The organism is Lysobacter capsici (genome assembly GCF_014779555.2).
GTDB lineage: Bacteria > Pseudomonadota > Gammaproteobacteria > Xanthomonadales > Xanthomonadaceae > Lysobacter > Lysobacter capsici.
The window spans coordinates 5,935,405-5,959,013 of the sequence record NZ_CP094357.1; the positions used below are offsets into that span (position 1 = coordinate 5,935,405).

General features: G+C 62.0%; 23 protein-coding genes. 10 read left to right on the forward strand and 13 right to left on the reverse strand.

Annotated elements, in window-relative coordinates; genetic code table 11:
• Positions 1–4: 4 nt before the first annotated feature.
• The 3 genes from IEQ11_RS24410 to IEQ11_RS24420 form a co-directional block, all read right to left on the reverse strand.
• Entirely contained in the window at positions 5–901 is an 897-nt protein-coding gene (locus tag IEQ11_RS24410; RefSeq protein WP_096417379.1) for a crotonase/enoyl-CoA hydratase family protein, read from the reverse strand.
• A gap of 27 nt (positions 902–928) precedes the next feature.
• Entirely contained in the window at positions 929–2,173 is a 1,245-nt protein-coding gene (locus IEQ11_RS24415) for a beta-ketoacyl-[acyl-carrier-protein] synthase family protein (RefSeq protein ID WP_096417381.1), read from the reverse strand.
• 157 nt (positions 2,174–2,330) lie between these two features.
• Positions 2,331–2,783 carry a hypothetical protein gene (locus IEQ11_RS24420; RefSeq protein ID WP_191821481.1) on the reverse strand — a complete coding sequence of 151 codons (453 nt, stop codon included), beginning with the start codon at positions 2,781–2,783 and terminating at the stop codon, positions 2,331–2,333.
• A gap of 729 nt (positions 2,784–3,512) precedes the next feature.
• Here IEQ11_RS24420 and IEQ11_RS24425 point away from each other — a divergent pair.
• The gene (locus IEQ11_RS24425) at positions 3,513–4,178 is read left to right on the forward strand and encodes a TonB family protein (RefSeq protein ID WP_191821482.1); all 666 of its coding nucleotides are present in this window, start codon (positions 3,513–3,515) and stop codon (positions 4,176–4,178) included.
• Positions 4,179–4,557: 379 nt separating this feature from the next.
• Here the strand turns inward: IEQ11_RS24425 and IEQ11_RS24430 are convergent, their stop codons facing one another.
• Together IEQ11_RS24430 and IEQ11_RS24435 are read right to left on the reverse strand one after the other, a co-directional pair.
• The gene (locus tag IEQ11_RS24430) at positions 4,558–4,884 is read right to left on the reverse strand and encodes a hypothetical protein (RefSeq protein ID WP_191821483.1); all 327 of its coding nucleotides are present in this window, start codon (positions 4,882–4,884) and stop codon (positions 4,558–4,560) included.
• A 231-nt stretch (positions 4,885–5,115) separates the two neighbouring features.
• The gene (locus IEQ11_RS24435; protein WP_191821484.1) at positions 5,116–6,027 is read right to left on the reverse strand and encodes a LysR family transcriptional regulator; all 912 of its coding nucleotides are present in this window, start codon (positions 6,025–6,027) and stop codon (positions 5,116–5,118) included.
• A 102-nt stretch (positions 6,028–6,129) separates the two neighbouring features.
• Between IEQ11_RS24435 and IEQ11_RS24440 the strand changes: the two genes are divergently transcribed.
• From IEQ11_RS24440 to IEQ11_RS24455, 4 genes are all read left to right on the forward strand, one after another.
• Positions 6,130–6,456, forward strand: a complete 327-nt coding sequence (locus IEQ11_RS24440; protein WP_191821485.1) for a nuclear transport factor 2 family protein — start codon at positions 6,130–6,132, stop codon at positions 6,454–6,456.
• Complete coding sequence (locus IEQ11_RS24445; RefSeq protein ID WP_191821486.1) at positions 6,453–7,235, forward strand: SDR family oxidoreductase; 783 nt, start codon at positions 6,453–6,455, stop codon at positions 7,233–7,235. The genes IEQ11_RS24440 and IEQ11_RS24445 overlap by 4 nt, the downstream gene beginning before the upstream one ends.
• Positions 7,236–7,597: 362 nt before the next feature.
• Positions 7,598–7,900 (forward strand): putative quinol monooxygenase, encoded by a 303-nt coding sequence (locus IEQ11_RS24450; RefSeq protein ID WP_191821487.1) that lies wholly within the window; start codon positions 7,598–7,600, stop codon positions 7,898–7,900.
• Between the two features lie 496 nt (positions 7,901–8,396).
• Positions 8,397–8,648: a hypothetical protein gene (locus IEQ11_RS24455; protein WP_191821488.1), complete on the forward strand. Its 252-nt coding sequence runs from the start codon at positions 8,397–8,399 to the stop codon at positions 8,646–8,648.
• Positions 8,649–8,981: 333 nt separating this feature from the next.
• Here the strand turns inward: IEQ11_RS24455 and IEQ11_RS24460 are convergent, their stop codons facing one another.
• Positions 8,982–9,863: a hypothetical protein gene (locus IEQ11_RS24460; protein WP_191821489.1), complete on the reverse strand. Its 882-nt coding sequence runs from the start codon at positions 9,861–9,863 to the stop codon at positions 8,982–8,984.
• A gap of 295 nt (positions 9,864–10,158) precedes the next feature.
• Positions 10,159–11,073 carry an AraC family transcriptional regulator gene (locus IEQ11_RS24465; RefSeq protein WP_191821490.1) on the reverse strand — a complete coding sequence of 305 codons (915 nt, stop codon included), beginning with the start codon at positions 11,071–11,073 and terminating at the stop codon, positions 10,159–10,161.
• 367 nt (positions 11,074–11,440) lie between these two features.
• Here IEQ11_RS24465 and IEQ11_RS24470 point away from each other — a divergent pair, with 367 nt between their 5' ends.
• Together IEQ11_RS24470 and IEQ11_RS24475 are read left to right on the forward strand one after the other, a co-directional pair.
• Complete coding sequence (locus tag IEQ11_RS24470; protein WP_228464542.1) at positions 11,441–12,397, forward strand: aldo/keto reductase; 957 nt, start codon at positions 11,441–11,443, stop codon at positions 12,395–12,397.
• Positions 12,398–12,426: 29 nt separating this feature from the next.
• Positions 12,427–13,269, forward strand: a complete 843-nt coding sequence (locus tag IEQ11_RS24475) for an SDR family oxidoreductase (RefSeq protein ID WP_191821492.1) — start codon at positions 12,427–12,429, stop codon at positions 13,267–13,269.
• 153 nt (positions 13,270–13,422) lie between these two features.
• Here the strand turns inward: IEQ11_RS24475 and IEQ11_RS24480 are convergent, their stop codons facing one another.
• The 4 genes from IEQ11_RS24480 to IEQ11_RS24495 all read right to left on the reverse strand — a co-directional run bounded on the left by IEQ11_RS24480 (position 13,423) and on the right by IEQ11_RS24495 (position 19,739).
• A complete protein-coding gene (locus tag IEQ11_RS24480; protein ID WP_191821493.1) occupies positions 13,423–14,766 on the reverse strand; it encodes an OmpP1/FadL family transporter in 1,344 nt (447 codons plus the stop codon).
• A 78-nt stretch (positions 14,767–14,844) separates the two neighbouring features.
• Positions 14,845–17,934: an efflux RND transporter permease subunit gene (locus IEQ11_RS24485; RefSeq protein WP_191821494.1), complete on the reverse strand. Its 3,090-nt coding sequence runs from the start codon at positions 17,932–17,934 to the stop codon at positions 14,845–14,847.
• The gene (locus tag IEQ11_RS24490) at positions 17,931–19,040 is read right to left on the reverse strand and encodes an efflux RND transporter periplasmic adaptor subunit (protein ID WP_191821495.1); all 1,110 of its coding nucleotides are present in this window, start codon (positions 19,038–19,040) and stop codon (positions 17,931–17,933) included. Before IEQ11_RS24490 ends, IEQ11_RS24485 begins: the two co-directional genes overlap by 4 nt.
• An 81-nt stretch (positions 19,041–19,121) precedes the next feature.
• Positions 19,122–19,739 carry a TetR/AcrR family transcriptional regulator gene (locus IEQ11_RS24495; protein WP_191821496.1) on the reverse strand — a complete coding sequence of 206 codons (618 nt, stop codon included), beginning with the start codon at positions 19,737–19,739 and terminating at the stop codon, positions 19,122–19,124.
• 94 nt (positions 19,740–19,833) lie between these two features.
• Between IEQ11_RS24495 and IEQ11_RS24500 the strand changes: the two genes are divergently transcribed.
• Positions 19,834–21,294 carry an efflux transporter outer membrane subunit gene (locus IEQ11_RS24500; protein ID WP_191821497.1) on the forward strand — a complete coding sequence of 487 codons (1,461 nt, stop codon included), beginning with the start codon at positions 19,834–19,836 and terminating at the stop codon, positions 21,292–21,294.
• Between the two features lie 186 nt (positions 21,295–21,480).
• On the opposite strand, the gene IEQ11_RS26090 is transcribed toward IEQ11_RS24500, so the two are convergent.
• Positions 21,481–21,696 carry a hypothetical protein gene (locus tag IEQ11_RS26090; protein WP_191821498.1) on the reverse strand — a complete coding sequence of 72 codons (216 nt, stop codon included), beginning with the start codon at positions 21,694–21,696 and terminating at the stop codon, positions 21,481–21,483.
• A gap of 117 nt (positions 21,697–21,813) precedes the next feature.
• Between IEQ11_RS26090 and IEQ11_RS24505 the strand changes: the two genes are divergently transcribed.
• Positions 21,814–22,266: a hypothetical protein gene (locus IEQ11_RS24505; RefSeq protein WP_191821499.1), complete on the forward strand. Its 453-nt coding sequence runs from the start codon at positions 21,814–21,816 to the stop codon at positions 22,264–22,266.
• Between the two features lie 143 nt (positions 22,267–22,409).
• Complete coding sequence (locus IEQ11_RS24510) at positions 22,410–22,607, forward strand: hypothetical protein (protein WP_096417434.1); 198 nt, start codon at positions 22,410–22,412, stop codon at positions 22,605–22,607.
• 87 nt (positions 22,608–22,694) lie between these two features.
• On the opposite strand, the gene IEQ11_RS24515 is transcribed toward IEQ11_RS24510, so the two are convergent.
• Positions 22,695–23,522, reverse strand: a complete 828-nt coding sequence (locus tag IEQ11_RS24515; protein WP_191821500.1) for a hypothetical protein — start codon at positions 23,520–23,522, stop codon at positions 22,695–22,697.
• Positions 23,523–23,609 lie beyond the last annotated feature (87 nt).

A 23,609-nucleotide genomic window follows, 5' to 3' on the forward strand; every position in this document is an offset into this window, starting at 1 on the left:
CGATTCATCCGCCGGCCACGGCATCCCGCGATTGCATCAGGATCAGCATTTCCATGGTGCGAATCTCCTCGGCGCTCAGACTCATGGCGGTTTCGACCCAATCCTCGACGACCCTCACGCCTTCGTCGTAATTGAACGGAGCGGTCCTGTATCGGCTCGCCTGCACCTTCAACAAGGCCTTCTGCCTGCGCGAGTGCTCCGCGACGTATCTCTCCACCGCGCGCTCGCCTTTCCCGTCGGCGCATAGCTCGTCGACGATGCCCATTTCATACAACTCGGCGGCGGAGTAGATCCGTTTGTTCGTCATCATCTTCTCGGCCTGCCTCGCCCCCACCTTGCTGGCCAGCAGCCCCATGGCGCCCGTGCAGGGAAACAAGCCGAACATGATTTCGGGGAAGCCGAACGAGCTGCGCTCCTCGGCGATTACATAGTCGGTGCTCAGCACCATCTCGAATCCGCCGCCCAACGCGCGACCCTGCACGAGACTGATCGACGTACTCTCGCCCTTGAGCCGCGTCGACCAACCGTGCATCAGGTCCAGGCAAGCCATCGAATACTGTCGCAGCCGCTTATCGTCGCGAGCCGCGATGCACGAGCGGAAGAATCGCAAGTCGCCGCCCACGCTGAAGTAGTCGGGGTGGGTCGACTGAATCACGGTGTACCGGGTAGGCAGCGCGGCCATGTCGCCGACCGGCCTGCGGATCGAATCCAGTACGCCCTGGAATTCGTCCACCAAGGCGGGAGTGAAGTTCTGCAGACCGGACTCCTGGTCCGGCGAGAAACGTACCCAAAGGACATTCGACGCCAGCCTTCTGTTTTCAGTCACTACGCGACGTGAAAACTGAATGGGCTGGACCGACGATGTGGACAGATAATTCTGCAAGACTGGCAAGGCACTCATGATTAAACCCTCGGGAGGTTGGCGTGGTTACACAGAAAGGCTGCGCTGTGTGCCGAGCACCAGAGCAGCGTTTGTTCCACCAAACCCGCAAGAGAAGCTAACTGCCAAGTCAATTCTGCAATCTGTGCGCGGAAGCTCTCCTACGTGATTTAGGCTACAACGTTCATCGACGACGCCGATGTTACCGCTCGCCGGCAACAACGACTCGTTCATTGCGACTACGGTGATAAGACATTCCATTGCGCTGGCCGCGCCGAGCAAATGTCCGTGGACGGATTTAGTCGAGCTGACCGCGGCCGAGGCTGGACCATCACCGAACACCTCCCTTATCGCCGTTGCTTCTATTACATCGCCGCCTTCCGTAGCGGTGGCATGTGCATTTACGTATCCAACGTCTTCAGCTTCTATTCCGGCGTCCCTCAACGCCGTTGTCAAACATTCGATCTGGCCGGCGCTGTCCGGCATTCCGATATGGTAGGCGTCGCATGAGACACCGTAGCCGCGCACATACCCGTGTATTTTCGCTCCGCGGCGCTCGGCCAGGTCGGCGGCTTCCAGCACCAGAAAAGCCGCGCCTTCGCCGAGCACCAGCCCGCTGCGATCCTTCGAGAACGGTCTGCACGAATGGCCCGGATCGTCGACACGGGGTTTTGACAACGCGCGCGTGCCATCGAAGACGGCGATCAGCGCCGCGGACAGCGGCGCTTCCGCTCCGCCCGTGACGGCCACGTCCAAGTAGCCATCCGCAATGGCCCTCATCGCCTCGCCGATAGCCACGCCCGATGACGCGCACGCGCTCGCATGAGTTATCACCGGGCCGCGAATCTTGTGGCGGATCGCTACTTGGGCGGCGCCACTGTTGGCCATGATGGACATGGCGGTGAAAGGCCGGGATTTATGCTTGCCGTTTAGCAGCGATTCCTCGAACCAATTCTGCAGGGACGCCATTCCGCCGTTGACGTTTCCATAGTAAACGCCCGCCCTGGAGCCAAAACTCTCAAAGGTGTCCAGCCCGGCGTCAGCGATCGCGTCACCGGCCGCGATGATCGCCATTTCATGGCATCTATCCAGAAACGGCCGCTCGATATAACTGAATCGCTCCGAGAACGTCCCTTTTACGGTACCCGCGACGTGTTGGCTCGGCAGCCGGGGGACGGTGATCAGCTCGATCCCCGTGGTCCCGGCCCGCAACGCGCCTGCCACCTCGGACACGGACAGACCGAGCGGACTGAGAACGCCCATACCTGTGATTGCAACTTGTCGCCTTTTCATCGAGCCCCCCTGAGCCGACCATTTCGACGGCCAGGGCGCAGGAAGCGCCCTACTCGGGCCGTCGCTATGCCACGTACATCACAGTAGGCGTCCTTTTTGGCGTTTTGCAACCATGGATAAGCACCAACCGACTCGCCCTCGAACCGAGCAGGCGTTTTCACCAGCGTCCGTCGCGAGACCAGCCGCGCCCGGCCCCAATCACCCCGCGCGTGCCGGCATCACCGGCCTGCAGAAATCGGTTGCAAGGCATCGGAAGGATCTGCCGCCCATTGACGGCGTCGTCCTGTCTCCAGGCTCCGCCGAGCGACACCGTATTCAGGAAATTCTCCAGCGCGCGGGGCACACGATTTTCTCGACGGGCGACTCGGGGGAGGCGACCACATGGCACAGCGCGAGTCGAGCCGATCTCGGCACGCACGTGATACATGCCGCGCAGCGCAGACGCATAGCTGGTGCCCGTCAGCGACGCCGGTTTGTCGAGTACTTCGCTGGCGATGGCGTCCAGCAGCCGCATCAAATACGCCGTTCCGACTTCACGCCCGATCAAACCTTGTCCGTGGTCGACCAACTGATCCGCATGCAAGCGACGATCGTGATGCGCCCAGGCCACGACCAGGTCGCCGTCGATCGACGTCGGAAGCGCAGCCCATTGAGCTTCAGGTCACCGGGTGGATACGGCCGCGCTTGACGCTGAGCCAGCTTGATCGAGTCATCGACCACGGCGCGTCATTCATTCAGACCTTCTGGCTGGCGAAGATCTAATCGACAGTGGATACACAAGTCAGTGTCATAGATGGTGCATACACGGTCGTCCGACGGACCGTGAGCCACCCACGGGTGTGGCGTCTTGCCCCACGACGGGCAGTGGAACTGATCGACCCTTTCAAGTCGCCGAAGAGTTCGCCGACCTGGAAAAAATAGTATGGCGATAGCGATGGCTATTAAACCAACCGTGACGATGGTCGACTGAGTGAGGCCACCGACGAGAGCCATGACGAGAGCGATCCATGTAAGTAGCGGACCGGAATCGGTAGATGCCCTCAACTGGTTGTACTCACTGAGATTCAGGGCTCAAGGCCCTGTCGGCCTCCCATAGTTCGACTGCCAAACGATACCGACGTTGAGCAGGAAACTTCCTGGCGGCACACCACGGCCAGCATGCCGATCAGGACAAGCCGATTCCTGGCTATGGACAATTGCGTTGCACACCGCACTGTCTGTGATACGCGGGCGTCGCGGAAGCCAGCCATTACTCGGTTTCCATGCAATGTTGATATGCTCATGAAGGGTCGCACCTGATGTCGCGTAATCCACTTAAAAATTCAAGGACTGAACTCACATGGCACACAGACTTTGGCTAGCTCTACTCCTCCTGCCCGTCATCCTCATGACATCCACTGCAGTGGCCCAGGATGAGTTCGCCAGCGTCGACCCGGTTTCTCGAAGGGATAAACCGCCAAAATATCCCGCTGGAGCCATTTCCGCATGCACCAGTTTCAGCACCGTGATCATTGTGAATGTAGATAAAAGCGGCGGCTTTACCAAGGCCATAGTGGACAAGCCCGCTGGCAACGTGCTCTTCGACCAAGCCGCGATAGAGGCATCCCGGCATTGGAAATACTATTCCGAAGTAGAGGCGGGAGAGCGGAAGGCCTCTCGCATACGTATACCAGTGTATTTTCCGGAGCACGCCAGCTGCTGGGATACCGTCGAGCCCGATACGCCAGCTCAAGTGCTGGAAGCTTCGGTGAAAGCACATCCACTAAAGTGGCCGGCCGTAGTAGAAGCAGAAGATCTAAACGGCTTCGTGCTGCTGAAATCGGTGGTCGAAACAGATGGCTCAGTCCGCCTGACGAAAGTAGGCATTTCCAGTGGCTGGTCGATGATCGATGACGCAGCGTCAAGCGCGGCCGCTCAATGGAAGTATGAGCCCGCGTTGGTCGATGGAAAGCCCGTGCGCTCAGTGATTGAGTACACCCTGTATTTCGGCAAGGGCTCACGCTGAAGCTTAATTCGGCGTATTTCGATCACCATTAGCCGAAAAAAACGGGCCAGCCTGGAGCAGAGGAGGCTACGGATGCACTCCGGGCTGGCCCTGGCGATCGCGTTGCCTCAAGGCACAGCGCAGCTTCGGCTTGATTAATTTAATAGCCATCAGAACGACGCCCAAAGCACCAATACTCAATCGCCCTATCGTTCTGCCTTTCTTTAGCCAGCGCACAGTTCTCGGAGATCTGCTGTTTCTCGCCAGGGGATGCGCACGCAGACAAGCATGCGAGGCAGATCAGCATCGCGAATCGGTGATGGACACGAAGCTTAATCATGGTGAGCTCAAGATTTTAGCTGCGCCGCGAAGCGAGTTCGGCCGATCCAGATGCCAGATATCACTTGACGAACTCCATCTCCAGCAATGCCCCGGTCTTCAAATCGACTCTGGCGATGTGGCCCACGTCGAGATAGAAGGTCAAGGGTTCTTCCCTGACGATGCTGTACATGACCAGATGGTTGTCATCGTGGGCGAAATGCTGCAGATCCATGTCGCGCCAAAGCACTCGGCGATCAAGGTCCAACGCGATGATGGAAGGCTCTCCCTCGTCGGGGATAAACGTCACGACCACAGTGTCGCCGATGAGCGCCGCGTCGTTTATGTCGCGGCCGAAGTCCCACTCATTACCGTTGACGATGATGGTTCTTCTGACGGGAATCTTCATCTCGAGCCTATCTGTGAAAAGTGGGATTTCGAACAATGCGGCGAACCAAGTGTGAAACCGCCCGGCTTTGCTCACAAGGATCCAGTGGGACTAGATACCACTCGCGTGGACACAGTCGCGAAGCGGCTCCGGCTTGGCAGCTGTCGCATTTCAGGGGAGTGCGCTTGAAAGCGCACTCTGATCCGTGTTTTCCGACCCGTGTTTTCCGCGGCGAATGAGTGTCGCTACACCCTAGAGCCGATCGAACGGTTTCCGATCCAACAGACAGTCAATGAACGCGCCGAGGAGGATGGGGCGATGCCGTGTACTCGGATAGTAGAGGAACAGCCCAGGGCGCGAAATCGACCAGTCCGCCAGGACTTGGACGAGCCGCCCCTGGGCCAAGAGCTCACCCACGCCGTCTCGCTCGAAGTGATAGGCGATGCCGAGCCCGTTTAGCGCAGCAGCAACGCCGATATCGGCATGATTAGTGACGACGGGGCCGTCCACCGGTACTTCGAGTCGTTGTCCCCGCTTCTTGAACTCCCAGCGATAGTGCCTGCCGTCCATCTGGAGCCGCCAGTTGATGCAGGCATGGCCATGCAAATCGGCAGGTGACCTGGGTGTTCCTCGACGCGCGAGGTAGTCCGGGGACGCCACTGCGACCATGTTCAAGTCCGGCGTGAGACGGACGGCGACCATGTCTTTCTCTAGCTGCCCGCCCACGCGGATGCCCGCATCGAAGCGGCCGACGACGATATCCGCCAGCGCGTCGTCGACCACGATGTCGAGAATCACGTCGGGGTGTGCTCGATGAAAGCGTGAAAGCCGTGGCGCGATGATGGTTCTCGCAGCGATCCCCAGCGTGTTGATGCGCAACGTGCCGCTCATCCGCCCTGTCGCCTCGCTGGCTTCAGCGACTGCGGCAGCCATCTCCCGAAATAGCGGCGCTATGCGTCTGTAGAGCAGTTCGCCACTTGCCGATGGCGCGACGCTTCGAGTCGTGCGATTGAGAAGACGAGCGCCGATGCGGCCTTCGAGTTGCCGGATGGTTTGGCTGAGCGCCGAAGGCGATAGGCCCAAATGCTCCGCAGCTCGGGCAAAGCTCTGGCGCTCCACGACGGCCACGAAGGCCTTCAGCTCGGCGAACTCGGATCCGCGCATTATGCATCGCCTCCTACACAACTCATCCGGATTCTAAGATATTCACTAAACTTATGTCCGCGCGCATCCTGAGGCCCTCAGTGACCCCATGGAGCTAGCCGTATGAAAACCTTGACCCTTCCTGAGCCAATTGCCGCGTACTTCGCGGCCGAACACAATCCTGAGGCCTTGGCGCGTTGCTTCACGGCGCAAGCCGTCATGAAGGACGACGGTCACACCTATACGGGCATCAACGCCATCAAGGCCTTCATGGCCGAGGTATCGGCCAAGTACAGCGCGACCAGCGTGCCTTTCGCCATTGAGCGGGAGAATGGCTTTCAACTCGTCCGCGCCAACGTCACCGGCAATTTTCCTGGCAGCCCGATCGTTCTGTCCTACCGCTTTCACCTGGAGCGCGGCCTGATCGCATCGCTGGAGATCACGGCATGAGTTTCGACCTTCACCTCAATGGCCTGCGGGCATTGGTCACGGGCGGCACGCTGGGCCTTGGCGCCGCCGTCGTGAATACCCTCGTGGAGGCTGGCGCTCGGGTGGCGACATCCGCGCGCACTGTGCCGGCGCAGCCGGTGGCTGGGGTCACCTACGTCGCCGCCGACCTGTCGACGGCGCAAGGCACGAGTCATTTCGCTCAGACCGTCTTGCAGGACTGGGGCGGCGTCGACATCTTGATCAACGTGCTCGGCGGCTCGAGAACTCCCGCCGGCGGTTTCGCTGCGATCAGCGATGAGCACTGGCTCGCCGAGCTGAACCTGAATCTGATGCCCGCCGTACGCCTGGATCGAGCGCTGCTGCCAGCAATGCTGGCTCAGGGCTCGGGCGTCATCATCCACGTCAGCTCCATCCAACGCGTGCTGCCTCTGCACCAGTCCACTACCGCTTACGCCGCGGCCAAGGGCGCCCTCACCACGTATAGCAAATCGCTGGCAAGAGAGGTCACGCCAAAGGGAGTTCGCGTGCTGAGCGTCGCGCCGGGATGGATCGAGACCGAGGCTTCCGTGGTGTTCGCCGAACGGATGGCTGCGCAGGCCGGAACGGATTATGAGGGCGGCAAGAAAATCGTCATGGACTGGCTGGGTGGCATTCCCGTGGGTCGACCGGCCAAACCACGGGAGGTCGCCGATCTAATCGCCTTCCTGGCGTCCCCGCGATCGGCGTCGATCGCAGGGTCCGAGTATCGGATCGACGGCGGCACTGTTCCCACCGTGTAGCCAGCAGCAGGAAAAACAGGGGTCGCAGTGCACTTTCAAACGCACGCCTCTGAAACGCTATTGCCGTCGAAATGCCAAGCCGACGCCGCTTCGCGGTTCACTCGGCACACGAGCCGACCGAGCTTGAAGACGATCGCTCAAACATTCATTGCACTATCTTTGTCCGCAATGTTGCCGACGGCTCATGCCGAAGCGCCGATGGATCTATGCAAAGTGCTGCGTGACTTCGTCGAGTCCATCCCGCCGAATTCGGAGCAGCAATTTACTTAACGCCCGACCGGTAGCGCCTTACGGGCCGAAAGCCACTGGACTGCAAATGAGCGTAGGCTGGCGATCCCACTGCAAGAACAGGGAGACAGCTCATGGTCAAGCTCGCGTTGTTCGTTCGCCTGGAAGCGAAAGCCGGAAAAGAGAGTGAGGTCGAGAGCTTCCTGAAGAGCGGTCTTCCACTCGTCATGGAGGAGCCCGCGACGATCGCCTGGTTTGGGATTCGTCTCGGGCCAACAACCTTCGGAATTTTTGATGCGTTCCCCGACGATGCGGGTCGGCAAGCGCATCTGTCCGGCAAGGTTGCGGCGGCCTTGATGGCAAGGGCCGGAGACCTGTTCTCCGAACCTCCGTCCATCGAGGAAGTCGACGTGCTTGCAGCAAAGCTGCCGGGCTAGGGCAGCACTAAAGACCGCCTTGCAAGCGCCGGCAACCGGAACCGCCTTCGGGCGGTTTCTTTGTTTGTCTGCGTGGTTTCAAATTTGAACTGCAGCGCTGACTCGGGCCGGCAGACCACTTGATATCGAATGTCCGCTTCTGGCCGAAAGTTGACCCGAAGCGAAGTTTCCGCAGCGCCCTTGTGGACGTCTTGATCACCTTCAAATCTTGTCGGAACTGCACGCCGGGCCGATTCCTGTTTGCTCAAGATCAAGCGCTTCTATCGATCTTGTCGACTCGGCGAGCGGGCGTCGTCCTCTGATTTCATCCGCGGATGCCACGGGCGAGGCTGCGCGCACCGGACGGGCATGCGTCATGCCCGGTTCCGAAATGTAAATTTTTTGTAAATATCGGCCAGGCGGGCCGTTGACTGCCGCCCGCGGCGCACCCCTAATCGCTGCAGTTGCGGCCGCAACGTGTCGAGTCACCCATCCAGTCCAACAAAAGGAATTCGTCATGAAACAAGTCACGAAGACGCTGTTGATGCTCGCCCTGGTTGCCGCGTCCGCCTTCACCATCGGCAGCGCGTTGGCCCGTCCGCCCGGTGGCGGCACACTGCCGCCTCAGCCGCCTCAGCCGCCCATTGATGTGCGCGACGTGTGGACGTGCTACTACCAATACGAAATCGTCCAGTTTGAAACGCCCTGCCCCTCCGTCTACAACGGGCAAAGGCTCGAGAATTCGTTTTACGGACCTCCGATCATCTGAGTAATGCTGAAAGCCGCGCCAGGGATGGCGCACGTGCGCAGCGGCGTGCGATCGCGCCGATTGCGCACGCGAGAAACGGGCACCGCCCGGGAACAGCGGGCACTACCCGGCGTTTCGCGCCCGGACGACTCCCTCGGAGTCGTCCGGGTTTTCCATGGCATTCGATGCGGCGCGCTGTTTCCCAGCAGTTCGATCGCCATCACGATCGCGTCCTCGCGTCCCGACCGAAAACACGGATCGAGAAACAGGGGGCAGAGTGCAGTTCAAGGGCATGCCTCTTAGGCGAATTCTTCGGTCCGTCGCGTGCACGTCCACGCCAAGCAAGGCCGGGCCTTATCGCCGCTCCGTCATCCGCAACAGCAAATTGAATGCGCTGCTTTGGGTGTCTTCGATCGTGCCGCCGATGGCCTCCCAACCGATTCGCCACGCCTCGTCGTAAATGTCCGGGTCGGCGTCCACGGTCTTCTCGGCGACTTGGCGCGCTTTTCGCCATGCCTTTTCAAACTGGAACTCGGTCTGGGCCTGAGAAAAGGCAACGCCGGCGCGCTCCAGCGCGGGCACGACCATCGCTTCGACCCGGGGCACGAGGCCCTCATGCACCGCAAGCAGGATGCGCCCGTGCATCGAGCCGCTGGCTATGGACAACGCGTCGGAAAACAAGACGTCCCACTCCTCGGCCAGGACCGGGTCGGTCGCGATCGCGGCGACGGCGGCTGAGCCGGCGCTGTCGCCTTGCGCGGTGGGTTTGACGGCATGCGACACGGCGACGCCCAACATCGACGCTTGTTCGCCCGCCACGGCATTGAGGGTGTTGTCGCCGGCGCGCGAGGTTTTTTCTGAATAAGCATCGGGCAACACACCCGCCGCGGCGCAGATGGGCCCCAGGCCGGAGCGCATGCGCAGATCGAACGGGTCCTCGCCCAGCGACAGCGCCGGCAAGTTTCTCAGCGATCGCGCATGTTCGGCCAGCTTCGACCGTCCGTCGGCGTCCAGCCAGATCGGCGCGTAGTCGCGCACCAGCCAGTCCATCGCGAGCATGCGCCGGGCCGCCTGCGAGGCGGCGGACGATCGCGAATCGTGAACCACCGGCGCAAGAGGCTGCAACCAATGACGGCTCTGGTCATCGGGCATGGACTCGGCCCAAGCCTCCAGGAACGCGGCGATCACGGGGCAGGCGCCATGGCCGGGATCGTTCCAGTATCGATGCATATCCATGCTTATCGCCTGTGTCGTGAGCGAATCTCAGCCCGGGTCCGAACCACGAGCCGGCTTCGGCCGAGAAGAATTTTTACCGATTATGCTTGGCGCATCGTCGTGGCGCGAAACGCAGCGCGGCGATTGTTGATGAAGCCGTACTTCACCCGGGATCCATGGCGACGATCGCACGCACGGCGACGCTATGGGCCAAGCGGGGAAGCATCGAATCGTTTATCAAGCCGAAGCCGATTCGCGGCCCGGATTGCTTCAGACGTTCGCTGATGCTCGCTTCCGGCCAAGAGCAGACACCCCATCACGCGGGACGCATGCGCTTGATGTCGCGCTGCGGCGGTTCTCCGAAGAGGCGGCTGTATTCGCGACTGAACTGCGAAGGGCTTTCGTAACCCACCAATCCACTGGCATTACCGGCATCGACGTTCTGGTTGAGCATCAACTGCCGCGCTTCCTGCAGTCGAAGTTGCTTCTGGAACTGCAGCGGGCTGGTACCGGTTATGGCGCGGAAATGCTGGCGAAACGTCGACGGACTCATATGCACCCGACTCGCGAGCGCGTCGGCCTGCAAGGGCTGCTTGAAATTGAGTTTCAACCACGCGACGGCCTTGGCGATCTGCTGGTTGGGCGATCCCGTCGCAACAAGGTCCTGAAGATACCCGCCATGCGGGCCGACCAGTAGCCGGGCTGTGATCTCTTGCTGGATCAGCGGCGAAAGCGTCTGCACCAATGAAGGCTCGTGCAACAGTCCGACGAGGCGAACCAGCGCATCGACCAGCGTCGCCTCCAATGTTTCGACCGAGATGGATCGGCAGGCGCGCTCGCGCTTGCGTGGCGGCAGCTCCACTTCGCAGACCAACTGCGTGATGAGCCGGGTATCCAGGGTCAAGAAAAGGCCGAGGAACGGCTCGTGGCTCGACGCGCGCGTCACATGCGCCACGACCGGCGAATCGATGGTGGTAAGCATTGATTGGCCGGGGGCGTAATCGATGACCTCGCTGCCCATCAACACCTGTTTGCTGCCCTGGGCCACGACGCCGACGCCCAGACCATAGACGCAATGCAGCGGCTCGGTAGGCGCGCTGCGACGGTGCACGGAAAGGGATGGAATAGCCGTGACGTGGTCGCCGTCGGATCGGGCAATCCGTTCGATGGCCCTGGCCAGGCGCGCCGGGTCGGCCGGTGAGGCAGAGACCTGTGCTGCCTGCGTTCTCATGCGAGTCTCCGCCGCTTGATGCTTGCCACGAGCGTACACGCCGCCCGTCATCCAGATATCAGCCCTGATCGTGATTCGTCATTTCAGGCAATAACGCCGGCAGATCCGGCAATCGCTCCGGATGGCGGGGGCAGACACTGGTGTCCCTTCTCCAGCGTCCGTCACGACAGGTGTCCCCATGAGCCACCCCACCCACAACCTCGAGCGCCGGGAATTCCTGGCCAGCTCCACCTTGGCCGCCGCTGGCCTGGTGGTTGCGTCCCTCGGAGCGGCCCACGCCGCCGACCCCGGTGTCGCCAAGCCGTCGGCTGCTGCCGCGCATACGACGAAGACCGCGAGGACGCTTGGAGCCTTGCAGGTCTCGGCGATGGGCGCCGGCGCGATGAGCATCAGCGCCAATTACGGACCGCCCGCGGATCGCGCCCAGGGCATTGCGACCCTTCGCGCCGCGCGCGAGCAGGGCGTGACCTTCTTCGATACCGCCGAGGTCTACGGCCCTTACACCAACGAAAGCCTGGTCGGCGAAGCGCTCGCGCCGTTCCGCGACGAAGTGGTCATCGCGACCAAGTTCGGCTTCGACCTGGAGAAGGGCGGCGTCACCAGCCGTCCGGACCATATCCGCAAGGTCGTCGAAGGCTCGCTGAAGCGCCTTCGCACCGACCGCATTGATCTGTACTACCAGCACCGTGTCGATCCGACGGTGCCGATCGAAGACGTCGCGGGCGCGGTGAAAGACCTCATTGCCGAGGGCAAGGTGCTGCACTTCGGCCTGTCGGAAGCGAGCGCCGCTCACATCCGCCGTGCGCATGCCGTGCAGCCGGTCACCGCGGTGCAGAGCGAGTACGCATTCTGGTTCCGTGGGCCGGAGGGCAACGGCGTTCTGAAGGCCTGCGAGGACTTGGGCATCGGCTTCGTACCGTGGAGTCCGCTGGGACAGGGTTACCTGACCGGAAAGTTGGGGCAGGACGTTCGTTTCGATCCTGACAAGGACCTTCGCTCGCAGTTCCCGCGGCTGACGGCGGAGAACCGGGTGAAAAACTTGCCTGTTCTCGCGTTGATCCAACGCGTCGCGACCCGTAAAGGCACGACGCCGGCAGCACTCGCATTGGCGTGGCTGTTGGCCCGCAGGCCGTTCATCGTCCCGATTCCCGGCACTCGTCGCGAGGACCATATGAAGGAAAACCTTGCCGCTCTCGACGTCAATTTGTCCGCAGCCGACCTGCATGAACTGGAGTCGGAATACGCCCTGATGACGGTGCATGGACTTCGGATGGGTGAGACGCACATGCAAGCCATCGACGGATGGCCCGTAAGCACGATCTGATAAAGAACCCAAATCATAGGAGCGTGGCTATGACAAGCAAGAAAGTCTGGTTCATCACCGGCGCTGGCCGCGGACTAGGCGTCGAAATCGCAAGAGCTGCGCTCGCCAAGGACTACGCCGTCGTCGCCACTGGCCGCGATCCAGGTAAGGTGGAGGCGGCAATTGGCGCAAATCCGAATCTGCATTGCGTCCGCCTCGACGTAACCAGGGAAGCCGAGGCCCGGGAGGCCGTAGCCAGCGCGGTGGACCGATTTGGTCGCATTGACGTGCTGGTCAATAACGCCGGCAACTTCTTCGCGGGCTTCTTCGAGGAACTCAGTCCTGCCCAGGTCCGGGACCAGATCGAAACCCTGTTGTTTGGCCCGATGAACGTGACCCGCGCGGCGCTACCGGTAATGCGCAGGCAACGCGCCGGCCTGTTGCTGACTATTTCGTCGACAGCGGGCATCACCGGTGGCTCGTTCTGCTCGGCCTATGCCGCCGCGAAGTTCGGCGTCGAAGGCTGGATCGAGTCGTTGGCGTTGGAGGTGTCACCGTTCGGTATTCGGTCGATGATCGTCGAACCAGGATTCTTCCGCACTGATCTATTGACGACGCAATCGACCACGTACGCCGCGGGGTCCATAGACGACTACGCGGAACGCACCGCTGAAACAGTGACCGCTTGGGCCGGCATGAATGGCAAGCAGGGCGGAGATCCGACCAGACTCGCCGAGGCGTTGGTGCAACTCGCTGGCCATGATGACCCACCCGCCCGGTTCGCGGCAGGCGCGGATGCGGTCCTGGCATTCGAAGCCAAGGCCAACACGTTGCTGGCACAGGCCGAAGCTTATCGTGGGCTGTCATCGTCCCTCGGGTTCGCGAATCCCTGACCAGCTAGACTGGTACCCCGACCAACTTGCAGGGAAGCGGTCGCGCAAGAGCGAGTCCGCTTCGGATCGGAAGCGGCCACTGAGCTGGCCGCATTGAACCGTCAAGCCATCCGCGCATAAATGGTCTGCAGCCCCCAAGGTCGCGATGTGCGATCAGAACTTGTATTGCGCCGACACGCCGTAGAGATCGGCATGTCCATCGAATGAACCTGCCAACCGCGAACCGCCAGCATCAAGGTCCAAAGGCGCTGAATCAACCTCGATGCGGGTGTATCCGAAATTGATCTCCAGCGCATCGCTTGCGCTCCAAGTGCCGCCCACCGAGTACCAGATGCGATCGTCGTCGGGCATGCGCGGGGTGCGGGTTTCGATGTGAGTGGGAGTCTCGTCGAAAGCCAGGCCCGCGCGCAGCGTGAATCGTTCATTGAGTTTGAGTTCGGCGCCTAGCGACACGAACTGAGTGTCGCGCCATTCAAAAGGCTCGATCGATTCAGGGTCGGGGTTGGCGAAATCAATGCGCACTTCCCGCAGCGATGACCAGCCGGTCTCGCTCCACGATGCCATCATCGCGAAACGATCGGTGAACGCGTAGCGCACATCGACACTGGTGACCGACGGCGTGGTCAATTTTGCGGTGATTGCGCCGTCCTGAAACAGATTACGGGTGGCCGGACTCGCCGCGAATACCGCAGCGACGTTTCCTGGGACCGTCCAGTCCGCATTGCCGGACAGCTCGTAGTCGATTTCAGAGCGGTAACTAAGGCCGATCGCCAGCTTGTCCGTGGGACTGAAGTTCGCGCCCACAAGCCAACCATATCCGGTGTTGTCGCCTTGCACTTCGGCGATGCCGTCAGCCGCCTGCGGGCGCGCAAAGGGCAGCGGACGCGTGCTGGCGTTGGAGAAAAGCAGAGTGCCGAAATCGATGCCCCTGGACAGGGTCACATCGGCGCGCGAATAGATCACGCCGGCACCTACCGAAAATCGGTTCGGCACGATATCGATCGCCGCGGCCAAAGTCAGATCGACGATCTCCACTTCCGATTTCTGGCCGAAGTAGCGACCGTTCCAACCGTTGTCGTATTCCGTCTTCAGGCCGAAGGGCGCGCTGATCATGATGCCGAACGCCAGGTCGTTGTCGGCCTTGTGAATCATGGACACCGCGGGAACCGCGGCTATGTCACCGGCATCCCCACCGTCACCGCCGACCAGCGGACGGCCCAGTGCGTCGGTACCCGAGCCCTTGAACTGGTAGCTCAGGTCGATCACCGTCGCGTCGACCTGAAAACTCGTTCCTTCGAAGCGAGCCATCGTCGCTGGGTTGTTGACGACGACCGAACTGTCATCGGTGCGGACGCCGGCGCCGGCGAAGGCGGCGCCCATGGACTTGACGCTGTTTTCCTTGAGCTGGAAACCCGAGGCGTTGACCTGGCCTAGGCTCAGGGCACCAGCGATGCCCAGGGCAAGCATCGAGAAATGGGGATGGACGTACTGCCTCATGCGTATGGTTCTCCGTTAGCTGAATCGTCGTGGTTTTACGGCGGCTTGACGCATACTTCGCCCGCCGGCCATGTGTGCTTATGCGAGCTTCGCCTCGACGGGTCTGCTATCGCTGTCGGGCTTGATCTTGAACCAGATGGAATACATGGCCGGCAGGAACACCAGGGTCAGCACCGTTCCCGCGAACGTGCCGCCGATCAGCGTGTAAGCGAGGGTTCCCCAGAACACGGAATGGGTCAGCGGGATAAAGGCCAGGATCGCTGCCAAGGCAGTCAGGATCACGGGCCTGGCACGCTGTACCGTGGCCTCCACGACCGCGTCGAACGGAGCCAATCCTTCCTGCTCGTTGTGGTGGATTTGCCCGATCAGGATCAGCGTGTTGCGCATCAGGATTCCCGACAGCGCAATCAACCCGACCAGCGCATTGATGCCGAACGGTTGCTGGAACACAAGAAGAGTCGGCACGACGCCGATCAGTCCCAACGGGCTGGTCAGGAACACCATGACCATGGCGGAGATCGAGCGCACTTGCAGGATGATGATCAGCAAAGTGATCGCCAGCATGATCGGGAACAGCGGCAACATGGCTTTCGTGGCTTTGCCTGACTCCTCGATGGAGCCGGCCTGCTCGATGCCATAGCCCCTCGGCAGCTTCTGCATGAGAGGTTGAAGTTGCTGAGTGATGGCCGATGACACGTCCGGCGGCTGCAGGCCGTCGGCGATATCGCCGCGTACCGTGATTGTCGGCATGCGGTCGCGGCGGCGCATGATCGGCTCTTCCATGCGTACCTCGACCTTGCCCACCTGCGAGAGCGGGATGCGCTGTCCGTTAGCGCCGGCCAAGGTGAAGTCGGTGATCTTGGCCGGGTCGAGGCGGGTGTCGCCCGCCGAACGCGCGACGACTTGCACCGTTCGAATGTCCTCACGCACCGCGGTGACGGGCACACCGTTCAACAGGAACTGCAGTTGCAGCGCCACGGCGTTGGAGGTCAGTCCTACGGCCTGCAATCGGTCCTGCTGCAAGGTGAAGTGCAACGTGGGCGTGCGCACGCCCCAGTCCGTGTTGACCGTGCGCATCATCGCACTGGTCTCCATGACCTGCTGCACATCGGCCGCGATGTTGCGCAACGTTTCGGGATCGGGGCCGGTAACCCGATAGGCCACCGGATACGGTGAATACGGGCCGAAAACCAGTTGAGTGACGCGCAGGCGCGCCTGCGGCGCAAGGCCGTTGGCGATCGCCTGGCGCAGCCGATGTTTCAGCGCGTCGCGCTCATCCTGGCTGTCCGTTCGCACCACGATCTTGGCAAACGACGGGTCTGGCAATTCAGGCCCCACCGAAAAATAGAAGCGGGGCGCGCCTTGGCCGACGTAAGCGGTGACGATCCTGGCTTCCTTCTGCTTGCTCAGCCAGGCCTCCACCTTCGCAGCGGCGGCACTGGTCTGATTGATCGACGTGCCATAAGGCATCTGCACCTCGACCAACACTTCCGGCCGGTCCGAGATCGGGAAGAACTGCTTCTTGACCACGCCCATCCCGAGCACGGACAAAACAAAGAGCGCCACGACCGAACCGGCGACCAGCCACTTGCGCGCAATCACCCGCGCCAGGATCTGACGGAAGCGGTGGTAGCGCGGCGTGTCGTAGATCGCGCCATGGCCGCCCTCCACCTTCTTGAAGTCAGGCAGCAACTTGACGCCCAGATAAGGCGTGAAAACCACGGCGACCACCCACGAGGCGATGAGCGCGATGCCCACGATCCAGAACATGTTGCTGGTGTACTCACCCGCGGTGGATCGGGCGAAGCCGTTGGGCATGAAGCCGACCGCGGTGACCAGGGTTCCCGAGAGCATGGGCGCGGCCGTATGGCTCCAGGCATAAGCGGAGGCGGCGACGCGGCTGTATCCCTCTTCCATTTTCACCACCATCATTTCGATGGCGATGATGGCGTCGTCCACCAGCAGGCCCAGCGCCAGAATCAGCGAGCCCAACGTGATGCGGTCGAAGTTCTTGCCGCTTGCGAGCATCACCACGAAGACCGCCGCCAGGGTCAGCGGCACCGCGGCGGCGACCACCAGACCCACGCGCCAGCCCATGCTGACGAAGCAAACCAGCATCACCACCAGCAATGCGGCGAAGAATTTGAGCATGAACTCATCGACCGACGAGTCGATGTTTACGGCCTGGTCGGTGACCTTGGACAGGCTCATGCCGAGCGGCAGCTCGGATCCGATTGCGCTGACTTCGTCGTCCAGCGCCTTGCCCAAATCGAGCCCGTTCCAACCCTCGCGCATGACCACGCCCAGAAGCAGCGCGGGTTCGCCACCGTTGCGGATCACGAACGTCTTTGGATCTTCATAGCCACGCTTGACCGTGGCGATGTCCGATAGCTTCAACGTGCGACCTTGCGCCACCACCGGTGTGTCGCTGATCTTCTGCAGTTCGTCGAACGCGCCGTCCAGGCGGATGAATACCTCCGGCCCCTTGGTCTGCACGGAACCGGCGGGCGTCAACGCATTCTGGGTATTGAGCGCGGCGAACACTTGCTGCGGACTGACCCCCAGCGTGGCCAGACGCTCATGGGAGAATTCGACATAGATGCGTTCTGACTGCTCGCCGACGATGTTGACCTTCTTGACGCCCGGCACGTGCAGCAGTCGCTGGCGCAACGTCTCCGCGTCGCGCACCAGCAGGCGTTGCGGCTCGCCCTGCGCCTTGAGCGCGTACAGAGCGAAGGTGACGTCCGCATATTCATCGTTGACCATCGGCCCAATCACGCCGGACGGCAGGTTGCCTGCCTCATCGGCGACTTTCTTGCGGGCTTGGTAGAACTGCTCTTGCACCTGCGAAGGCGGCGTGGAGTCGAGCAGCGTCAGCATCGTGAATGCCAGGCCCGGTCGCGTATAGGTTTCAGAACGGTCGTACCAGCGCAGTTCCTGCAGGCGCTTTTCGATCTTCTCGGCGACCTGGTCCTGCATCTCCTGCGCTGTCGCCCCGGGCCAGGCGGTAACCACGGTCATCACCTTGACCGTGAAGGCCGGGTCTTCGGCGCGTCCCAAGTTGAAGAACGAGACGAGTCCCGCCAACGACACCAGGAAAATCAGGAACAAGGTGATCGAGCGTTCGCGTACGGCAAGCGCCGACAGGTTGAAACGGCCTTCGCTCACGGACGGGCTCTCCCGCCCGCCGCGGCGCCAGATTGACCGGCGACTCGCACCTGCTTGCCTTCGCGCAGCAAGTGCGCGCCGAGCGAGACGACCGTGTCGCCTTGCTTCAACCGGCCGCTGACGCGCGCACCGTCGTCGTCCAAGTGTTGAACCACGACCGGGCGCCAGGTCACTTTCGACGACGGGCCATCGACGACCCACACGCCCGGTCCCTTGCCGGCATCGAACAGCGCGCCGATCGGTATCTGCACGCCGACTTGCGTGGCGAGAGAACCATCCGGAATCTCGACGGTGACCGTGGTGCCCAGCGGCGCGTTGGCCAACGCGCCTTCAAGCACGTAGCGCGCCTCGAAAGTGCGGGTCAGCGGATCCGCGGCATCCGAGAGCTGCCGGAGCGAGGCGGGAACGCCAACGCCCTGTTTGCCGAACAGACTGGCCCGCCCGGCTGAGCCAACCGCCGGTCGCAGCGTTTCCGGCAACTGGATTACCGCCTCGCGGCTACCGGCGCGGGCGACCCGAACCACGACCTGCCCGGCCGCGACAACCTGGCCCGGTTCGGCCAGCGCCTCGATGACAACGCCATCGGCGTCGGCGATGAGCGTCGAATAGCTGTTCGCGTTACGGGCGACTTCCGCTTGGGCCGCGGCCGCGCGCAGCTGCGCCTTCGCGGAGTCCGCGGCGGCTTTGCTTTGATCGTATGCGGAGACGGAGATGGCGCCGGTCCCGACCAGGGAGCGATAGCGAGCTTCGTCCCCGATCGCCTGCTGCGCCAACGCGCGCGCGGCGACAACGGCTTCTTGCTGCGCATGCGCGGCGAGCTTCAAGTCGACGGGATCGATGCGCATCAGCGGCTGACCCCGCTTGACGGTCTGCCCGGTATCCACAAGCCGTTCCAGCACCTTGCCGGAGACCCGAAAGCCCAGGTCGCTTTGCACCCGCGCGGCTACGGTCCCGGTGAAGGAACGCGACGCCGAGGATGCTTGCTGGACAAGCGCGGTACGCACCAAGGGCGCTTCGTTGCGCGGGTCGGATCGCGGTTTTTCGCCGCATGCGGCCAGCGCAAACGGCAGCGCGCAAATGAGGATGGAGGCAGCGAGGTGACGCATGAGAGTCCCGACAGCGAGATGGCCAGGACTCGAAATCTAATTCCAGTGACTAATTTAGTCAATAGTCACTTCGCTCACGCGTCAGGGGGACAGGCTGCGCAGTACCAGGCTGGACAGCTGCGCGGGCGCGTCGTCGGTGTAGTCGAAGCTGTGCTGGAGCAGCAGGGGGTTGAGATAAGGGCGCATGACCAGGTAGATCGCCATCGCGGTCTCGTCGATCGGCGTCTTGCGCTCAAAATCGCCCGTCTGCCGGCCTTCTTGAAGGATGTCCTGGAGCAATTTGCGAATGCGCTCCTCATAGTCGAGCGTCGCCTGCCAGCGTTCGGTGGCCGCGGACGTGGCGATTTCGTAAAGCTTGCGATCCCGGGAAAATAGGCGAAGGCTTGCTTCCACGATGGTTTTGAACATCCGCCGCAGCTTTTCCGGCGGCCGTTCAGCTTCATCCACGGCCGCCCTGACCTCGCTTTCGATCTCGCGCAGGCAGTTGGCGCAGATCATCTCGCCAATGGCCTGCTTGGAATCGAAGAACTTGTAGATGTAGGCCTTGGAGAAGCCGATGGCCTTGGCGAGGTCGGAGACGGTCGTTTTTTCGTACCCGTACCGGCTGAAGTGCTCGGTGGCCGCGGCGCTGATCTGATCGCGCACCTCGTGGTCGGCCGGGCCGCGGGCCGGGGTGGGGCGAGTGGTTGCTTTGGTCATGTTTGAAGCTTACCTCTGGCCAAGGAAATGGACAACGAGTGACCATTTCGTATTATAGTCACTTTGGCTCCTGCCCTTGCTCCGGAACAAGACCATGCCGCTTAAACACCCGCTCGCTGCATTCGTTGTTGCCAGCTTCCTGGCCGGTTGCGCCGTCGGTCCCGACTACGTCAGGCCGGAGATGCCCCTGCCCCAGCGGTACCTGGGCGAATCAGCCGTAGACCAGCGACAGGCCACTGCCCAGGCCGATCTCGTCACATGGTGGACCGGATTCGGCGATCCGCAATTAACTCGGTTCGTAACACTGGCTCTGGAGCAAAACCTCGATCTTGCGCAGGCGTCCGCCCGTGTGGCCCAAGCGCGCGCGGGACTCGGCGCGGCAAATGCCGCGTTACTGCCTTCCGGCAACGTCAGCGGCCAAGCAGCCAAAGCCTACCAATCCGTCGAAACGCCCCTGGGACAAGCGTTGAATTCGACGCCCGGTTTCGATCGGCATGGCAACGCCTACGAGGCCAATGCAGGCGCCAGCTGGGAACTGGACGTGTTCGGAGGTCTACGCCGGGGACGAGAAGCGGCGCTTGCCGAGTATCAAGCTTCCGAAGCGGGCGCGGCCGCCACACGACTGACAGTGGCCGCGCAGACCGCTGACATCTACATCAGCATCCGCGGCCTGCAGACTCGTCTCGATGTTGCCCGTCGACAGGTGCAAACGCAGCAGGACTTGCTCTCAAACATCAATCTGCTCTACGCAAAGGGGTTGGCCGCCGAACTTCAGGTGCGGCAAGCCGAAGGCGCGCTTGCGCAAGTTCGGGCTACCGTGCCGGTGCTGGAAGCTGGCCTGGACGCGGCCATGAACGCTTTGGACGTGATGCTCGGCGCGCCACCGGGAACGCACCGTTCGGATCTGGTCGATGCCGGCGCTATTCCTGTCGCTCCGCGAATCGGCGCGATCCGATCGCCTGGTGACTTGCTCCGGCGCCGCCCCGACCTAATCGTGGCTGAGCGCCGTCTCGCCGCATCGAATGCTCGCATTGGCGTCGCAATCGCCGAGTACTACCCCAAGCTTTCCCTCGGCGGACTTATCGGCAGCGCGACGGCAGTGTCCGGGGGCAACCTGTTTAACGGCAATGCCAGTCAATCCGCTGGAGTGCTCGGCCTGCGCTGGCGTCTGTTCGATTTCGGGCGGATCAACGCGCAGATCAACTTGGCCAAGGGCCAGGAGGCCGAGATGTTGGCCGCCTATCGTCTGGCCGTTCTGCGTGCCACCGAGGATGTAGAAAATGCTTTCTCAGCCTTGGTCAATCGCGAAGAACAGGCCAGCGTTCTTACGCAGGGGATGAATTCGCTTGGCCGCGCCCGTGGAGCCTCGTTTGCGGCCTACCAGAAAGGCGCCGTGAGCCTGATCGAAGTTCTGCAAGCCGACGAGAGCTTATTGCGTGCGGCTGACGCGCGAGCGCAGGCACAAACCGAATCGACACGCGCAGCGGTCGCCGCCTTCAAGGCGCTCGGCGGCGGCTGGCAGTCCGATACACCCGGTTCGATGGCAATCAAGTAGCGACGTTTCTCATATCCGCATCTACGAGCGCCTCCTTGTACTCGCGGAATTGGCGAAGCTGCTCTCCCGCAGGCCGAGGGTTGGGCAAAGCGTCAGACGCAGCACAGAGAACTGGGCGACGCCGGCGGCGCATCGTCGCCAAACCCAGTAGCCGTGCCATCCGCTTGTACGACTTGAGCGCGCGAGCTATGGGATGGCAACGTACGCTTGGCCGTCGCGACACGGCTTAAGCCTCAGCACCGGCAAGGATGAGCGAGAGCCGATCGCTGCGAAGTGCGTAGCCAAAATGGCGATGCGCGCAATCGTCGATTCCCACACACCGATCGTGAACAACACCGGCAGATAGTCGCGTCCGACCTCGGTCAACACATATGCTGCGCGTGGCGGGCGCTCCGAGTACATCCGTCGCTCAAAATCGAAACTGGCCGAAGACGCTTCGCGGCTCACATAGACAGAAAGTATGACTACGCAGCTCGGCTATCCATGCGCAGACTCAAAGGGATTCTTCCGACTATGTACATGAAGTACCCATTCGCAGCGTTGATCGTAGCTGGATCGATCGCGCTCGCATCGTGCGCGCAGATGCCGACAGAGGCATTGTATTACCCGATCACAATGCCTGTTCGGACGGAGCCGTCGTTCGAACTCGCCGGGCGCCCCACGTTCGATGCCGATTCGCAGAATGAAATCGCTTCGCGCGACGATGCCTTGTTGTCGCAACTGTTTAACGAGCTTCCCGATCTAATGACGAATCGGGCCAGCGTGACGCGCAAGCGGGAAGAGCCGATTGTCTTCGCCGGAAAACCTTATCGCAGGGTCTGGTTAACCTATGAAGACACCGCGATGAAAACGACGCATGGGCCCTGTGGTCAGAACATCCACATGTGGCTTGCGCCCTCGGGCGAGGTCGCCGAAATCTACGTGGGGGCTATGATGTGTCCCCTGGTGGCTCGGTCACGCCAAGTTCCTTAGCGCCTCGCAGCCGCTCGTTCGTGCCGCGGTAAACTTCAACTCGTCAGGGGCTTGGGTTTTCGGTAAATTCGCTCAAGCCGAAGCCGCTTCGCGGCTCGGCTCAATTCAGACGTTACGCGGCGAGGGAGAGAGCTGTGGCGCTCATGGATATCATCGAGATCGGCGATCTGTTCCTGTCGTGGCGGGTCTATGTCGGCATTGCCGTCACCGCCGCACTATGCTGGCTCGTTTTCACCTGCATCCCGAATGAGACGCTGGCGTGGATCATCGCCGCGCCGCTGGGCATCGCCGGATTGGGCCTGAGCTTTTGGTGGCAAGTACGGGCGGACTTCGGTAAGTAGGCCATCGCTTCGCATTAATTGCGGCGAGCAGATTGCGCGGCCCAGCCGGCTGACAGTTGGGCTTATCGGCAGCGGTGAAATTCGCCGTCATGGCACGCGCTCGAAAGCAGGACCGTTGTCGGACGGGACGCCTTCCAGATTACCGTTGGCCAGCACTTTCAGCCTCATCACGCCGCCGAAGATCGAGCCGGTGTCGTTGGCGTCGAATTCGATCATGTACAGCAGCCGGGTCGCGCCTTCGATCGGCACGGTGCGCGGGCGATCGGGCTGATTCGCGAACACGATGCCGATGGCTTTGACCGCAGCGCCGGGCGGCAGCGAGGCGAACAGGTATTCACCGCCGGCCGGCCGCGGATGCCGATCGATGACTTGATCGTCCTCGGAAAGCTGCTCGCCCTCGACGACCCGGCCATCGGCCAGACTCAGCGTGACCTTGGCGTCGCCCGGCGGGATGCCGATCGTGGGTTCGTAGAGTTTCACCCGCACCGGCTCGCCCGCCGTGCGGGTCTGATGAGCCCACAGGCGTCCGTTCGCCAACAAGCCCGCCTCCACCGCCTGCGCGATCGTGCGAATGTCCTTGTGCTCGTAGCGGGTAACGCGATCCAGATCGGCCTGGGTCAAGGGCTCGGGCATCGCGAGCTTGACCCCGTCGCCGCCGTCGAGTGCGTGGGTTTCGAATCTCAGGAGTTCGCCCTCGCGTCGCCAGCAACCGCCGATCACACTCGGCGGCCCTGGCAGACCTGACCAACGGAAGCTGCCGTTCGCGTCCAGTTGCAGCGTCGATGTCGACAGTGTGTCGGTCCAGCCGCGCACCGACGTGGTGTAGCGCGCCACCGGTTTCGCATCGCCGGGCGGCGCGCAAACCACCGCGGCGGCCGTCGCCGGAATCGATGCGCAAGCGATCAAAGCCAGCACGCACAGGCCGAATCGATGGCGGCGGATTCGGCCGCCGTCGGCGGCGCTCGGCCGCGGCCCCGATGTGCCCGCGGCGTATCGGCAGGT